This is a genomic window from Schumannella soli (assembly GCF_006517435.1).
Taxonomy (GTDB): Bacteria; Actinomycetota; Actinomycetes; order Actinomycetales; family Microbacteriaceae; genus Schumannella; species Schumannella soli.
Map to the genome: position 1 here is coordinate 867,124 of NZ_VHQG01000001.1, position 15,116 is coordinate 882,239.

The 15,116-nt window shown below is 69.4% G+C and carries 14 protein-coding genes and 2 tRNA genes; 11 read left to right on the forward strand and 5 right to left on the reverse strand.

Translation table 11 applies throughout. The features are described 5' to 3' along the window. Nucleotides 1-73 precede the first annotated feature (73 nt). From dnaN to FJ657_RS04000, 10 genes are all read left to right on the forward strand, one after another. The gene (gene dnaN, locus FJ657_RS03955) at nt 74-1,219 is read left to right on the forward strand and encodes a DNA polymerase III subunit beta (protein ID WP_141162338.1); all 1,146 of its coding nucleotides are present in this window, start codon (nt 74-76) and stop codon (nt 1,217-1,219) included. A gap of 107 nt (nt 1,220-1,326) precedes the next feature. Beyond that, a complete protein-coding gene (gene gnd, locus FJ657_RS03960; RefSeq protein ID WP_141162339.1) occupies nt 1,327-2,211 on the forward strand; it encodes a phosphogluconate dehydrogenase (NAD(+)-dependent, decarboxylating) in 885 nt (294 codons plus the stop codon). A 22-nt stretch (nt 2,212-2,233) separates the two neighbouring features. Further along, nucleotides 2,234-3,394: a DNA replication/repair protein RecF gene (gene recF / locus FJ657_RS03965; protein WP_141162340.1), complete on the forward strand. Its 1,161-nt coding sequence runs from the start codon at nt 2,234-2,236 to the stop codon at nt 3,392-3,394. A 151-nt stretch (nt 3,395-3,545) separates the two neighbouring features. Then, nucleotides 3,546-3,983: a DciA family protein gene (locus FJ657_RS03970; RefSeq protein WP_439653931.1), complete on the forward strand. Its 438-nt coding sequence runs from the start codon at nt 3,546-3,548 to the stop codon at nt 3,981-3,983. 152 nt (nt 3,984-4,135) lie between these two features. After that, nucleotides 4,136-6,169, forward strand: coding sequence for a DNA topoisomerase (ATP-hydrolyzing) subunit B (gene gyrB, locus FJ657_RS03975; protein WP_141162342.1), 2,034 nt, complete (start codon nt 4,136-4,138; stop codon nt 6,167-6,169). Nucleotides 6,170-6,194: 25 nt separating this feature from the next. Continuing rightward, a complete protein-coding gene (gene gyrA, locus FJ657_RS03980; RefSeq protein ID WP_141162343.1) occupies nt 6,195-8,738 on the forward strand; it encodes a DNA gyrase subunit A in 2,544 nt (847 codons plus the stop codon). After that, the gene (locus FJ657_RS03985) at nt 8,735-9,142 is read left to right on the forward strand and encodes a DUF3566 domain-containing protein (RefSeq protein WP_141162344.1); all 408 of its coding nucleotides are present in this window, start codon (nt 8,735-8,737) and stop codon (nt 9,140-9,142) included. The genes gyrA and FJ657_RS03985 overlap by 4 nt, the downstream gene beginning before the upstream one ends. 114 nt (nt 9,143-9,256) lie before the next feature. Next, nucleotides 9,257-9,330 (forward strand) — tRNA-Ile (locus FJ657_RS03990). 61 nt (nt 9,331-9,391) lie between these two features. Further along, nucleotides 9,392-9,464 (forward strand) — tRNA-Ala (locus FJ657_RS03995). Between the two features lie 105 nt (nt 9,465-9,569). Further along, complete coding sequence (locus FJ657_RS04000; RefSeq protein ID WP_255447126.1) at nt 9,570-10,103, forward strand: DUF805 domain-containing protein; 534 nt, start codon at nt 9,570-9,572, stop codon at nt 10,101-10,103. Here the strand turns inward: FJ657_RS04000 and FJ657_RS04005 are convergent. Next, complete coding sequence (locus FJ657_RS04005) at nt 10,079-11,143, reverse strand: NAD(P)H-dependent flavin oxidoreductase (RefSeq protein WP_141162346.1); 1,065 nt, start codon at nt 11,141-11,143, stop codon at nt 10,079-10,081. The two genes, FJ657_RS04000 and FJ657_RS04005, sit on opposite strands and share 25 nt — an antisense overlap. Before the next feature lie 191 nt (nt 11,144-11,334). Here FJ657_RS04005 and FJ657_RS04010 point away from each other — a divergent pair, with 191 nt between their 5' ends. Further along, nucleotides 11,335-12,153 (forward strand): DUF5067 domain-containing protein, encoded by an 819-nt coding sequence (locus tag FJ657_RS04010; protein WP_219995856.1) that lies wholly within the window; start codon nt 11,335-11,337, stop codon nt 12,151-12,153. Between the two features lie 123 nt (nt 12,154-12,276). On the opposite strand, the gene FJ657_RS04015 is transcribed toward FJ657_RS04010, so the two are convergent. The 4 genes from FJ657_RS04015 to FJ657_RS04030 all read right to left on the reverse strand — a co-directional run bounded on the left by FJ657_RS04015 (nt 12,277) and on the right by FJ657_RS04030 (nt 14,977). Further along, the gene (locus FJ657_RS04015) at nt 12,277-12,825 is read right to left on the reverse strand and encodes a T6SS immunity protein Tdi1 domain-containing protein (RefSeq protein WP_141162347.1); all 549 of its coding nucleotides are present in this window, start codon (nt 12,823-12,825) and stop codon (nt 12,277-12,279) included. Between the two features lie 70 nt (nt 12,826-12,895). Continuing rightward, the gene (locus FJ657_RS17175) at nt 12,896-14,200 is read right to left on the reverse strand and encodes a polymorphic toxin type 15 domain-containing protein (RefSeq protein WP_219995857.1); all 1,305 of its coding nucleotides are present in this window, start codon (nt 14,198-14,200) and stop codon (nt 12,896-12,898) included. A 49-nt stretch (nt 14,201-14,249) separates the two neighbouring features. Then, the gene (locus FJ657_RS04025; RefSeq protein WP_141162348.1) at nt 14,250-14,570 is read right to left on the reverse strand and encodes a type VII secretion target; all 321 of its coding nucleotides are present in this window, start codon (nt 14,568-14,570) and stop codon (nt 14,250-14,252) included. Next, nucleotides 14,567-14,977, reverse strand: a complete 411-nt coding sequence (locus FJ657_RS04030) for a YbaB/EbfC family nucleoid-associated protein (protein ID WP_141162349.1) — start codon at nt 14,975-14,977, stop codon at nt 14,567-14,569. Before FJ657_RS04030 ends, FJ657_RS04025 begins: the two co-directional genes overlap by 4 nt. Nucleotides 14,978-15,116: the final 139 nt, after the last annotated feature.

Sequence of the window (15,116 nt, forward strand, 5' to 3'; positions counted from 1 at the left end):
GCCTCCCCGTGTGACAGGATCGCTCTGCAAACATCGTTCGATCACCGTCATCCGGGGACAGGGAGTGCCTCTCGTGAAGTTCCAGGTCAACCGCGACGTCTTCGCCGAGGCGGTCTCGTTCGCGGTGAAGCTGCTCCCGCAGCGCACGACGCAGCCGATCCTCAGCGGAGTGCTGCTCAGCGCCGAAGACGGGTCGCTCACCCTCTCGTCGTTCGACTACGAGGTGTCGTCGCAGACCGAGATCCCCTCCGAGGTGGATGAGGCCGGCACCGCGCTCGTCTCCGGTCGCCTGCTCGCCGACATCGCGAGCCGTCTGCCGAACGCCCCCGTGGTCTTCGAGAAGATCGACAACAAGATCGCGGTGAGCTGCGGCTCGGCCCGCTTCACGCTGCTGAGCATGCCGGTCGAGGAGTACCCGACCCTGCCCCAGGTCAGCGAGCAGACCGGCGTGCTGCCGGCCGACGACTTCGCCGCCGCCGTCGCGCAGGTCGCGGTCGCCGCGTCGCGCGACGACGTCACCCCGGTCATCACCGGCGTGCAGCTCGAGGTCGGCGAGAACTCGCTCTCGCTCGTCGCGACCGACCGCTACCGCGTCGCCATCCGCGCGATCGACTGGGATTCCGGGCAGAACTCGGCGGAGGGCACAACCGCCCTGGTGCCCGCGCGCACGCTGAGCGAGATCGGCAAGACCTTCGGTCATGCCGGCACCGTGTCGGTGTCGATCGTGCGCGGCGACGACCGCGAGCTCATCGCCTTCAGCAGCGAGAAGCGCACCGTGACCTCGCTGCTCATCAAGGGCAACTTCCCGCCCGTGCGCCGGCTCTTCCCCGACACGGTCGACAACTACGCGGTGCTCAACACCGCCGAGCTGGTGGATGCGGTGCGTCGCGTCGCGCTCGTGCTCGAGCGCGAGGCCGCGCTGCGCTTCAGCTTCTCGATCGACGGACTCACCCTCGAGGCCGCCGGCGCCGAGCAGGCCCAGGCCTCCGAGACGATCGACGCCCACCTGCACGGCGAGGACACGGTCGTCTCGCTCAAGCCGTCGTTCCTGCTCGACGCGCTGAGCGCGGTGCACTCCGAGTTCGTGCGCGTCTCGTTCACGAAGACCGAGAACCCGAACAAGCCGGGCCCGGTGCTCATCACGAGCCAGTCGTCGAAGGACCAGCCGGGCAGCGACGACTACAAGTACCTGCTGCAGCCGAACCTGCTGCTGCGCTGAGCCGGGGCTCGCCCGGCATCCACCACCACCCGGAGCGACCCCCTGCTGACCCGATCAGCATCGAGCCACTCGAGAGACGGCGACCGGCGTCGCCAGCTAGGAGCATGATGCACATCGGACTGGTCGGCCTCGGCAAGATGGGCGGCAATATGCGCGAGCGGCTGCGCCGCGGCGGCGTGGAGGTCACCGGCTACGACCCGAACCCGGCCGTGACGGATGTGCCCGATCTGACGGCACTCATGGCCGCCGTTCCCGCCCCGCGTCTGATCTGGATCATGGTTCCCTCGGGTGCGGTGACCGACAAGGTCGTCACCGATCTGCTCGAGGTCATGGACGAGGGCGATCTGCTCATCGACGGCGGCAACTCGCGCTTCGTCGACGACGCCCGTCACGCCGAGCAGGCCGCCGCGAAGGGCGTGCGCTACGCCGACTGCGGCGTCTCGGGCGGCATCTGGGGTCTCGACAACGGCTACGGACTCATGGCCGGCGGCGAGAAGGCCGACATCGAGTTCGCCGCGCCGGTCTTCGACGCGCTGCGCCCGGAGGGTCCGCGCGCGGAGGGCTTCGTGCACGCCGGCCCGATCGGCGCCGGCCACTACGCGAAGATGGTGCACAACGGCATCGAGTACGCGCAGATGCAGGCCCTCGCCGAGGGCTACGAGCTGCTCGCCGCCCGCAGCGACCTCATTCACGACGTCACCGGCGTCTTCGAGGCCTGGCAGCGTGGCACCGTCGTGCGCAGCTGGCTGCTCGACCTCCTGGTCAAGGCCCTCAAGGAGGACCCGGGTCTGGATGACATCGAGGGCTTCGTCGAAGACTCGGGCGAGGGCCGCTGGACCGTGCAGGAGGCGCTCGACCACGCGGTGCCGATGCCCGCGATCTCGGCGTCGATCTTCGCGCGCTTCGTCTCGCGCCAGGAGGACTCGCCCTCGATGAAGGCCGTCGCCGCGCTGCGCAAGCAGTTCGGCGGGCACGCGGTGCGCTCGGCGTGATCCCGGCCCCGGCGGGGTCGTCGTGATCGTCTCCCATCTGCAGCTCACCGACTTCCGCAACTACGCGGAGGCCGAGGTGCAGCTGCACCCGGGACCGAATCTGCTCGTCGGCCGCAATGGCCAGGGCAAGACGAACCTCGTCGAGGCGATCGGCTACCTCGCCACCCTCGGCTCGCATCGCGTCTCGACGGATGCGGCGCTCGTGCGCAGCGGACGCGAGTCGGCGATCGTGCGCACCCGGCTGCAGCACGGCGACCGCAGCCTGCTGGTCGAGCTGCAGATCAACAAGGCCGGCGCGAACCGCGCGCAGGTGAATCGGGCTCCGGCGAAGACGCGCGACCTGCCGCGGCACGTGGCCACCGTGCTCTTCGCCCCGGAGGATCTCGCGCTCGTGCGCGGCGAGCCCTCGGGCCGGCGGCGGATGCTCGATCAGCTGCTCATCCAGCTCACTCCGCGGCTCGCGGGCGTCGTCGGCGATTACGAGCGGGTGCTGCGGCAGCGCAACACGCTGCTCAAGACGGCCCGGGCGGCGGCCCGCGGCGGCGACCTCTCGACCCTCGATGTCTGGGATGAGCGCCTCGTCGCCTTCGGCTCCGAGCTCATCGTGGCCCGGCTCGAGCTGGTCGAGCGGCTGCGTCCCTTCGTCGCCGACGCGTACCGGGCCATCGCCGGCGACGAGCACCAGGCGGATCTCGGCATGCGGATGAGCGTCTTCGGCGCCTCGCCCGACGAGGACGATCCGACCTCCGCGGCCGACAGCGAGCACCGCCGGGTCACGATCGAGGTCGCGGCCGAGGCGTTCCGCGAGAGCCTGACCCGCCTGCGCCGTCAGGAGATCGACCGCGGCGTCACGCTCGCCGGGCCGCATCGCGACGATCTGGTGCTCGAGCTCAACGGTCTGCCGGCGCGGGGATATGCGAGTCACGGCGAGAGCTGGTCGTTCGCGCTCTCGCTCAAGCTGGCCGCGGCCGGCATCCTGCGCGTCGAGTCGCCGACGGGTGATCCGGTCGTGATCCTCGACGACGTCTTCGCCGAGCTCGACGAGACCCGGCGTTCGCGCCTCGCCTCGGCGATCGGCGACTTCGAGCAGGTCATCATCACCGCGGCGGTCGAGGGGGATGTGCCGGTCGACCTGGCGCAGAATGTGCTGCGCATCCGCGCCGGCGAGGTCGTCGATGAGTGACGGGCGCGACCCGGGCGATGGCGAGCGCGGCCCGGATGCCGAGGCCAGCGCCGACGTCGGTTCTGATCCCGAGGTCGACGGCGGCGACGAGGTCGAGATCGATCCCGCGCAGCCCGAGCACGTGCAGGTCTATCTGCGGGTGAGGACCGCGATGGGCGAGCGCCGCCCCGGCCGGGATGCGCGCCGCCGCGCACGCCGCGCCGAGGATCAGACGACCGTCCCCTTCGGCCCCGGCCGCGAGCCGCACGGCATCGACGCCGTGCTCGATCGGCTCACGACGCAGCTCGGCTGGGAGTCGCCGCTCGCCCGCAGCGAGCTCATGATCGACTGGCCCGGCATCGTCGGGGCCGACACCGCGCAGCACTCCGAGCCGGTCGGCGTGGAGGAGGGCACGCTCACCGTGCGCTGCGATTCGACGGCCTGGGCGAAGCAGCTCGGACTCATGCGCTCGTCGATCGTCGCGGCGATCGAGGACCGGCATCCGCTCGCGGGTGTGGGCAAGGTGCGGATTCTGGGACCGGACACCCCCTCGTGGAAACACGGCCCCAGAGCCGTTCCAGGGCGCGGTCCGCGCGATACCTACGGCTGAGACGGCAAATCCGGTATCTGGGCGCGGAAAAGGCGCTCAGAAGGCCGTTTCCGCCGGTCGAAACGGGGTCGCTGCGATAGACTGGAGAGGTCTTCGGATCCGCTCGTCGCGACGAGCGCATCCTCCTCCAGCCACCAGGAGAAAACTCCTTTATGACCTCCTCTGACCAGAACGCGGGCGCCCCCGCGTCGGCTGACGACAACTACGGCGCAAGCGCGATCCAGGTCCTCGAGGGTCTCGAGGCCGTGCGCAAGCGTCCCGGCATGTACATCGGCTCGACCGGCCCGCGCGGTCTGCACCACCTCGTGCAGGAGATCGTCGACAACAGCGTCGACGAGGCTCTCGCCGGGTTCTGCGACACGATCAACGTCACGATCCTCGCCGACGGCGGCGTGCGCGTCGTCGACAACGGCCGCGGCATCCCCGTCGACGAGCACCCCGTCGAGAAGAAGTCGACCGTCGAAGTCGTGCTCACGATCCTGCACGCCGGCGGCAAGTTCGGCGGCGGCGGCTACGCCGTCTCCGGCGGTCTGCACGGCGTCGGCAGCTCGGTCGTCAACGCGCTCTCGACCCGACTGAACGTCGAGGTGCACCGCCAGGGCAGCGCCTGGACGCAGAGCTACCAGAACGGCGTGCCGGATGCGCCGCTCGCCCAGGGCGCCGACATCCCCGAGAGCGACACCGGCACCACGATCACCTTCTGGCCGAACGCCGAGATCTTCGAGACCGTCGTCTTCGACTACGAGACGCTGCGCACCCGCTTCCAGCAGATGGCCTTCCTCAACAAGGGCCTGCGCATCACGCTCACCGACGAGCGCGAGGAGTCGCGCATCCCCGACCCGAGCGCCAAGGAAGAGGACGAGGCGGATGCGGCGCTGATCGCCCGCCACGACGACTTCCACTACGAGCAGGGCCTGGTCGACTACGTCGAGTACCTCAACTCCGCGAAGAAGTCGGAGGTCATCCACCCGGAGATCATCGCCTTCCAGCAGGAGGACACCGAGCGCAACATGGCGCTCGAGATCGCGATGCAGTGGACGACCGCGTACAGCGAGAGCGTGCACACCTACGCCAACGTCATCAACACGCACGAGGGCGGCACGCACGAGGAGGGCTTCCGCGCGGCGCTGACCACGCTGGTCAACCGCTACGCCCGCGAGAAGAACCTGCTGCGCGAGAAGGACGAGAACCTCTCCGGCGACGACGTGCGCGAGGGCCTCACCGCCGTCATCTCGATCAAGCTCAGTGAGCCGCAGTTCGAGGGCCAGACGAAGACGAAGCTCGGCAACACCGAGGCGAAGTCGTTCGTGCAGCGCGTGGTCGGCGACCAGCTCGCCGACTGGTTCGAGCGCAACCCGAACCAGGCGCGCGACGTGATCCGCAAGTCCATCCAGGCCGCGACCGCCCGCCTCGCCGCGCGCAAGGCGCGCGAGCAGACCCGCCGCAAGGGACTGCTCGAGGGCGGCGGCATGCCCGGCAAGCTCAGCGACTGCTCGAGCAAGGACCCCTCCCGCAGCGAGATCTTCCTCGTCGAGGGCGACTCGGCCGGCGGTTCGGCCAAGACCGGCCGCAACCCCGAGACGCAGGCGATCCTGCCGTTGCGCGGCAAGATCCTCAACGTCGAGAAGGCCCGCCTCGACCGCGCGCTGTCGAACGCCGAGATCCAGGCGATGATCACGGCCTTCGGCACCGGCATCGGCGAGGACTTCAACGGCGAGAAGGCCCGCTATCACAAGATCGTGCTCATGGCGGATGCCGACGTCGACGGCCAGCACATCACGACGCTGCTGCTGACGCTGCTGTTCCGCTACATGCGCCCGCTGATCGAGATGGGCTACGTCTACCTCGCGATGCCGCCGCTCTACCGCATCAAGTGGTCGAACCACGAGGACGACTACGTCTACTCCGATCGCGAGCGCGACGCCGTGATCAAGGAGGGCACGGCCGCCGGCCAGCGCCTGCCCAAGGAGAACGGCGTGCAGCGCTACAAGGGTCTCGGCGAGATGAACCACCAGGAGCTGTGGGACACGACCATGAACCCCGAGACCCGCACGCTCAAGCAGGTCACCCTCGACGACGCGGCGATCGCCGACGGCATCTTCGCCACCCTCATGGGCGACGATGTGGATGCCCGCCGCACCTTCATCCAGCAGAACGCCAAGGACGTGCGCTTCCTCGACATCTGATCGAGAGCGCCAGGGATAACCGCATATGACTGACGAGACCACCACCACCGAGGGCGGCGGCGACCGGATCGAGCAGGTCGACCTGCAGGTCGAGATGCAGCGCTCGTACCTCGACTACGCGATGAGCGTGATCATCGGCCGCGCGCTGCCGCGCGTCGAAGACGGGCTCAAGCCCGTGCACCGCCGCGTGATCTACACGATGTTCGACGGCGGATACCGCCCCGACCGCGCCTTCTCGAAGTGCACCCGCGTCATCGGCGACGTCATGGGGCAGTTCCACCCGCACGGCGACTCGTCGGTGTACGACGCGCTCGTGCGCCTGGTTCAGCCGTGGTCGCTGCGCTACCCGCTCGCGCTCGGCCAGGGCAACTTCGGCTCGCCCGGCAACGACGGCGCCGCCGCCCACCGTTACACCGAGACCAAGATGTCGCCGCTCGCCATGGAGATGGTGCGCGACATCGAGGAAGACACGGTCGACTTCGAGCCCAACTACGACGGCCGCACCCAGGAGCCCGTCGTGCTGCCGGCGCGGTTCCCCAACCTGCTCGTCAACGGCTCGGTCGGCATCGCGGTCGGCATGGCCACGAACATCCCCCCGCACAATCTGCGCGAGGTCTCCGAGGGCGCGCTCTGGGCGCTCGAGCACCCGGATGCGACGCGCGAGGAGCTGCAGGAGGCGCTGATCCAGCGCATCAAGGGACCGGACTTCCCGACCGGCGCGCAGATCCTCGGCGTCAAGGGCATTCACGACGCCTACCGCACCGGCCGCGGCTCGATCACGATGCGCGCTGTCGTCACCGTCGAGGAGCTGCAGGGTCGCACCGCGCTCGTCGTCACCGAGCTGCCGTACCAGGTCAACCCCGACAACCTCGCGGTCAAGATCGCCGACCTCGTCAAGGAGGGCAAGCTCTCCGGCATCGCCGATATCCGCGACGAGACCTCGGGCCGCACCGGTCAGCGCCTCGTGCTGGTGCTCAAGCGGGATGCGGTCGCCCGTGTCGTGCTCAACAACCTGTACAAGCACACCCAGCTGCAGGAGAACTTCGGCGCGAACATGCTCGCGATCGTCGACGGCGTGCCGCGCACCCTGTCGATCGACCAGTTCATCACGCACTGGATCGGCCACCAGATCGACGTGATCGTGCGCCGCACGCAGTTCCGCCTCAACGAGGCCGAAGCGCGCGCTCACATCCTTCGCGGCTACCTCAAGGCGCTCGACGCGCTCGACGAGGTCATCGCGCTCATCCGCCGCTCGCCCACCGTCGACGAGGCCCGCCAGGGGCTCATGGCGCTGCTCGAGGTCGACGAGCTGCAGGCCAACGCGATCCTCGAACTGCAGCTGCGCCGCCTCGCCGCGCTCGAGCGCCAGAAGATCAACGACGAGCACGACAAGCTCGAGGCGCTGATCCTCGAGTTCAAGGCGATCATCGCCTCGCCCGAGCGTCAGCGCGAGGTGATCTCCGAAGAGCTCACCGAGATCGTGCGCAAGTACGGCGACGACCGCCGCACCGAGATCCTGCTCGGCTTCGACGGCGACATGAGCGTCGAAGACCTCATCCCCGAAGAGGAGATGGTGGTCACCGTCACCCGCGGCGGCTACGTCAAGCGCACCCGCAGCGACAACTACCGCTCGCAGCACCGTGGCGGCCGCGGCGTCAAGGGCGCCCAGCTGCGCGCCGACGACATCGTCGAGCACTTCTTCGTCACCACGACGCACCACTGGCTGCTGTTCTTCACGAACACCGGGCGGGTCTACCGGGCGAAGGGCTACGAGCTGATGGAGGCCGGCCGCGACGCCAAGGGCCAGCACATCGCCAACCTGCTCGCGCTGCAGCCGGACGAGCAGATCGCGCAGATCCTCGACATCCCCGACTACGAGGCCGCGCAGTACCTGACCCTCGCCACGCGTCGCGGGCTCGTCAAGAAGACGGCGCTGTCGGAGTACGACACGAACCGCACCGGCGGCATCATCGCGATCAACCTGCGCGACGAGGACGAGCTCGTGTCGGCGATGCTGGTGGATGAAGACGACGACATCCTGCTCGTCTCGCGCCACGGTCAGTCGCTGCGCTTCACCGCCACCGACTCGGCGCTGCGCCCCATGGGCCGCTCGACCTCGGGCGTGAAGGGCATGGACTTCCGCGAGGGCGACGAGCTGCTCTCGGCGGCGGTCGCGCCGCACGACGGATTTGTTTTCGTGGTCACCGAGGGCGGCTTCGCGAAGCGCACCGCGGTCGACCAGTACCGGGTTCAGGGACGCGGCGGACTGGGCATCAAGGTCGCCAAACTCAACGACGATCGCGGCTCTCTCGCGGGCTCGCTGATCGTCGGCGAGGACGACGAAGTGCTCGCGATTCTCTCCAGCGGCAAGGTGATAAGGTCTGCCGTGGCCGAGGTCAGGGCGACCGGTCGCGACTCGATGGGCGTCACTTTCGCCAAGTTCGCGGCCAGCGACAAGATCATCGCCGTGGCCAAGAACAGCGAACGGAACCTGGACTCCCAGGACACCGACGAGCCGGAGACGACCCCCAGCCCGGCCGACGATGAGAAGGACGGACCCGCCGAATGACGAGTGTCGCCGAGAAGCTTCAGCGAAAGTCCCCTCGCTCGAGTTCGAGCAAGCAGGTTCGCCTGAAGCTGGTCTACGTCGACTTCTGGTCGGTCGTGAAGCTGACGTTCCTCGTGATGCTGTGCCTCGGCATCGTGCTCGTCGTCGCCGCGTTCCTGATCTGGGTCGTGCTGAACTCGACGCACGTCTTCGACAAGATCGACGACCTCATGCGCGACGTGCTCAGCGACAACAGCTTCAGCGTCACCGACACCTTCGGCGCCGGCCAGGTCGTGCTCTTCGCGCTCGTCGTCGCGATCCTCAACACGGTCGTCGGCACCGCGCTCGGCGCCATCGGCGCGCTGCTCTACAACCTCAGCGTGCGCTTCACCGGCGGCCTGCTGGTCGGCTTCACCAACAACTGACGTCGCGTCTCGCACGCGAGTGCCCCATCCGCTCCCGCCGATTCGTCGGAACGGGGGAGGGTGGGGTACTGTTCTATTCGGCCCGAGCGGGGATCCCGCGATCCGGTGCCACTCGGGGCTATAGCTCAGGCGGTTAGAGCGCTTCGCTGATAACGAAGAGGTCCGAGGTTCAAGTCCTCGTAGCCCCACTCGCACGAAGTCCCTCTCGGGGGGCTTTTCGTGTTTCCGGCGGTAGTGTCTCTACCGCACGGGGCCTTAGCTCAATTGGTAGAGCGCCTGCTTTGCAAGCAGGAGGTCAGGGGTTCGATTCCCCTAGGCTCCACTCCTTCCACATCCTCCGTGTCGGCTCGGCATCGATCGGCGAGCATCCGTCGGAATCTAAGCTGGCGCGGTGAGCTCCGCAGCTGATTCCAGGCCCGCTTCGCACGTGGCCGCTGAGCCGCCGCTCTGGCTTCCGTACTATCGGGCGCCGCTGGTCGCCGCGATCCGGCGCTTCTTCCGCAAATACGCCGACTTCAGCGGACGGGCGGGGCGCGCCGAGTACTGGTGGTGGACCCTCGTCTCGATCGTCGTGCACCTCGCGCTGACCATTCTCGCCGGAGTGATCAGCGGCGACTGGGATCGCCGCGACTACCGCGACGCCGGCGTCCTCTCGACCTTCGGCATCGTGAGTCTGCCGACCCCGCCCGATGCGGCGCACGAGAGCGCCGGCGCGTTCGTCGCCTACGGCATCGACCTGCTTGCCAGCGGCTTCGCGCTGGCGACGTTCATCCCCGGGCTCGCAGTGACCTGGCGGCGCCTGCACGACGTCGACAAGGCCGGGGGATGGTTCTTCATCGTGCTCGTGCCGATCATCGGAGCGATCACGATGCTCGTCTGGACGGTGTCGTCGCCGAAGCCCGAGGGCGCGCGGTTCGACCGCCTTCCCGCACTGGCTTACGAACCGCCGCCGTCCGCCTGACTCGGCTCGTTCGCGCCGGCCTCGCCGGCGAGGCGGCGGATGACGTCCGCGACCGGGCCGGGGCGCGCGGCGCGCCAGCCGGTGCCCGCCCAGAGGTGCAGCCGTTCGGCGTCGCCGGCTGCACCGGCAGTGGAACGCAGCATCCGGGTGAGGTGGTGCACGGCCGGGTAGGCGGTGATCGCCGTGGGGTCGTGGCGGTCGATGAACGCGCTGCGGAGGGCGCGCGCCGGGCGCCCGGTGAAGGCGCGCGTGATCACCGTCTCGGTGAAGGCCGGGTCGGCGAGGGCGGCGCGATGCGTCGGGGAGGTGCCCGCCTCATCCGTCAGCAGCAGGAGCGTGCCGACGGCGACCGCCTCGGCGCCGGCGGCGAGGATGCGGCGCACGGCCTCGGGGGAGTCGACCCCGCCCGCGCCGATGACCGGCAGCTCGACGGCGGCCCGGATCGCGCGGAGCAGCGCGACGGTGTCGCCGTCAGCGGGGTTCTGCGTCGCGTCGAAGATCGCGCTGTGCCCGCCGGCGGCAGAGCCCTGCACGATCAGCCCGTCGACGCCGGCGTCGTGAGCGGCGCGGGCCTCGTCGACGTTCGTCACCGTCGCGAGCACGCGCGACCCGGCGGCCTGCAGCGCTGCGATGTCGGACTGCGCGGGGAGTCCGAAGGTCAGCGAGACGATCGGCACCGGATGCGCGACGAGCAGCGCGACCTTCTCGGCCCAGCGGTCGTCATCTGCCACGGGGACCGGGTCGAGAGTCAGCCCGTAGGCGTCGGCCTCGGTCTGGAGCTCGGCGGCGTAGGCGGCGAACGCCGCCGCATCCACCTCGTCGGTCGACGGGACGAACAGGTTGACGCCGAAGGGATGCCCTGCAGCCCGCAGCTGCTCGATCTCGGCGGAGATCGCCTCGACGCTCTTGTAGCCGGCCGCGAGGAAGGGGAATGCGCCCGCCTCGGCCGCCGCGATCGCCAGGGCGACCGTCGTCGCTCCGCCCGCCATCGGCGCCGTGACGATCGGCAGCCGTGACTCGAGCAAGGGCGAGGTGGTCATGGATGCGCCTTCCGCGAGAGAGTCGGACTCCTCGACGGTACGCATTGCCGCGCCGCTCCCGCTGGCTCACGAGCGCCGATGACCCTCGTAGTGGGCCATGACGAAGATTCGCTACTCACATAGCTTTCTCAAGGCGGACGACGACATGTGATGTGCAGTTCGCTTCCCGACATCTTGACCAGGAGCTGATTTTGTCTGACACCATCCCCGCGCCGGCACCCGCGCAGCCGTCGTACGCGCCGCAGGCGCCCAAGGCCGGAAACGGCTTCGGCATCGCCGCACTGATCCTCGGGATCGTGACGGTCGTCGGCTTCGCGATCCCGTTCCTCAACTACGCCTCGGTCGCGACCGGCATCGTCGGCGTCGTGCTGGGTGTCATCGGACTCGTCATCAAGTTCCGCCCCCGCAAGGCCGCCCTCGTGGGCGTCATCCTCTCCGGTGTCGGCCTCGTGCTCTCGATCATCATGATCGTGGTCTACACCGCTGCTTTCGCGGCTGCGGTCTCGGCGGTCAAGGAGGACTCGGTGCCGAAGGCGGGCACGACCGCCGCCGCGGCGGGAGACGACTCCGACGCCGCCGATGGCAGCTCGATCACGGGCGCCAGCTTCAAGGACGGCGTGCTCACCACGTCGACCGTCAAGATCGAGATCGTCAGCCACTCGATCATCCAGCCCGGTCAGGCCGGTAACGAGTACGGCAGCAAGCCGGTCATCGCGATCGTCTACAAGACGACCAACCTGACCAGCGCGTCGACGAGCCCGTCGATCGCCTGGCTGTCGAACTTCGAGGCGTTCCAGGACAACGACCCGAACTCCGTGAACTCCCTCGATCTCGGCATGACCCCGGGAGACCAGTACACCGATACTCAGCTTCAGGACATCAAGGAGGGCGGGACCGTCGAGAACGCCATCGCCTACGAGCTCGACGACCTGACCACTCCGGTCAAGCTCTCGGCCAAGGATGGCCTGCTCGGCGGCGAGGTGGGCTCGGTCACCTACAAGCTGCAGTAGAAGATCCTCACCATGAAGGGGCGCCTCGACGATCTCGATCGTGAGGCGCCCCTTCCGCTTACACACGGTCCCGACAGCACTCGCATGGACGCGCGGGCGACACGGTGAACCGCGGCGGCCGGCTCAGACGTACCGCAGCGGGCCCGCGAGCTGGGTGATGAGCTGCACGTGGGTGAGGAGGTCGCCGGTGTCGAGGTGGTCGGGCGACTCCGGTCCACCGAGGGCGAGCAGGGGCACGTACATGAACGCGTCCGAGTAGCCGGGGCGGCCGAGGCGGGCGGCAGCCGCCGGGAAGGGCTCCCAGAGCCAGTCCTCGGCGAGGGCCTCCGGGTCGGAGAGGTCGCCGATGACGAGGTCGAAGTTCGTGCCGAAGGGGTCGACGCGGCCGTAGCGGTAGAGCAGGACGCGGCTCTTCTGCCGCGCCTCATCCCAGACGACGATGTCGGCGAGGGCCGTCGCGAACAGGGGGATCAGCCCCGCCGCCGGCAGCGCGTCGCCGAGCCGCTCGATCGTCAGGTCGGGGTCGATGACCTTCAGCCACCCGCCGACGCCGTCGCCGAAGCCCTGCGACTGCCAGACGGCGAGCACCGGGTCGGGGATGCGGCCGCGGTAGCGCTCGATCGTGGCGGCGGGCACCGGGGCGGCGGGGACGAAGTCGGGGATCTGAGGCATCGCATCCAGTTCTATCGGGTCCGGGTGACAGGTGGGAGGGACGATGCGGCGGCCCGCGCATCGGCGTCGCCTACGGCTTCAAGCTCACATTCAGCAGGAGCGACTTGCGCTCGGCCTCGGTGAGTCCCTCGGCGAAAGTGCGGATGTGCTCGTCGAGCGCGCCGATGCGCGTGCGCCACTGTGAGCCGATCGACGAGTTGATGTTCTTGTCGCCCATGTCGGTGATGCGGTCGGCGAAGCCGCCGGCGATCTGGTCGGGGTTGTGCAGGGCGGCCTGCGTCGACAGCCACTCCTCGGCCTGGGCTTTCGCCTCGGCGCGGCTGAGTCCGGTGCCGCGCAGCTCCTCGGTCTTCGCGATGAGCGCCTCCTTGCGGGCGGCGGTCTGCGCGATGTCACCGGCGGGATCACGGCCGCCGCGCGACAGGTAGGCGTCGCGGTTGGCGAGGAAGTCGTGCACCGACAGCTCGTTCATGCCGGCCTGCTGGCCGGCGAGCTGCCGTTCGAACTCGACCTTGTCGTGACCCGAGCCCAGCTTGAACTGCACGTCGAAGTGCGGGGCGCGCTTCGCGGCCTCCGAGCCGCCCTCGCCGACGAGGCGCTTGACCGGGGCGGCGTGCGCGGTGCCCGACAGCATCCCGCTCAGCAGCTCGCCTGCGCGGGCGCCGAGCTTCTGCATCGACTGCAGCAGCGGGCGCAGCGACTTCATCGACTCGAGCAGCCGGGTGACCGTGCGGCCCACGCGGGTCGCGAGAGCCGACACGCGCGCCGTGATCTGGCCGATGACGGCGGGCGCCGCCGTGCCGACCGTGACGATCAGCTCGGTGGCGGCCGAGACGGCCATGCCCACGACCTGCGCGATCGCGTCCCGCACCAGGTCGTGAACGACGCGCACCAGCTGGGAGGCGATGTCGAGTCCGGTCGCGACGGCGCCGGCCCAGTTGCCCATGCTGTGCACGTGCTGCGCGAGATCGTCGGCGAACCGGCGGTAGGCGTCGACCGTCGCGCCCGAGAGCGAGCTCAGATCGCCGACGCGGGTCTGCAGATTCTGACCCGTCTCGCGCATCCGATTCGCGACGTTCGACCAGGTCTGCCCGAAGGCCGCGACCTCGTCGGCGTTGCCGGTCAGCTGCGTCATCCACGTCTTCAGCGGCTCGAAGTGGTCGAGCAGCCAGCCGAGTCCGTTGGCGACGAGGGTGCCGATCGGGTCGGCGAGCGAGGCGCCGATGTCGAGGGCCGTCGAGAACGCGGCGAGTCCGCCCGAGACCCAGGATCCCGAGCTGATCGCCGAGGAGAGGTCTTCGCCGTCCTGCAGCAGGAAGGCGCCGGAGAAGGGCGAGGTGGTGTCGACGACGGGGGCGACGAGCGTGTTCGACATGTTCGGATGCGTCTCCTCGTCCTCTCGGTACGGCTCGGCTCGCTGCGGCTCAGTCCAGCGAGCGGTGCAGCTTCTTCAGCGCCGCCTCGATGTCGGCCTCGGTGGCATCCCAGTCGTCGACCGCGCCGCGCAGCTCGGTTCCGGTGCGCTTCAGCAGCTCGCCGCTGGAGCGGATCGCGCCGGTCGTCGCCGTCGTCACCGGCGAGATGACCGGAACCAGAAAGGCGCACATGAGCCCGAAGGCCCCGCCGCCGATGTTCACGCTGCCGGCCGCTGCGGCCGCCTCGGCCACGTCGTCGGCGAGGGCCTCGACCTTCGCCGCCTGGGTGCGCAGCACGTCGGCGTCGATCGCGATGTGCTCGCCGGTCATCGCGGTCCCCCCTCGGTCCAGCCGCGGGCGCGGGCGGCGCTCGCCGCATCCTGCGCCTCGGCGTCGGCCTGCAGCTTCGCGGCGATCGGGTCTCCGGCGCCGAGCAGCTCCTCGGTCGCGGCGACGGTCTTCGCGCGAGCGCCGCGCGTCGCCGTGGAGATCAGGGCGAGGATCTCGGCCGACACCGCGCGGCCGCCCCGATCGGCGACGGCGTCGTCATCGATCTCGAGCCGGGTGAGCCGGCCGGAGGCATCCACCTCGACCAGCAGATCGCGGCGCTCGCCGCGCGCGGTCTCGCGTACCGCATCCACTGCCGCCTGCAGCTTCGGCAGGGCCTCGGCGCGCTGCTGCACCCGGCGGATGTCGTCGTCGATCCGGGCGATGACGTCGTCCGGCTCCTCGATCACGCCCCGACGCTATCCGCGCTGTTCTCGCGCTGTAAAGAGAGGTCGCCTAGCGTTCATGTGAGGCCCGTCTCCACGAGGGCCCGGGCGCAAGATCCCGATTGATCCTCTAACATCTGCCGTGGTGCCGGTTGCCGAGGAG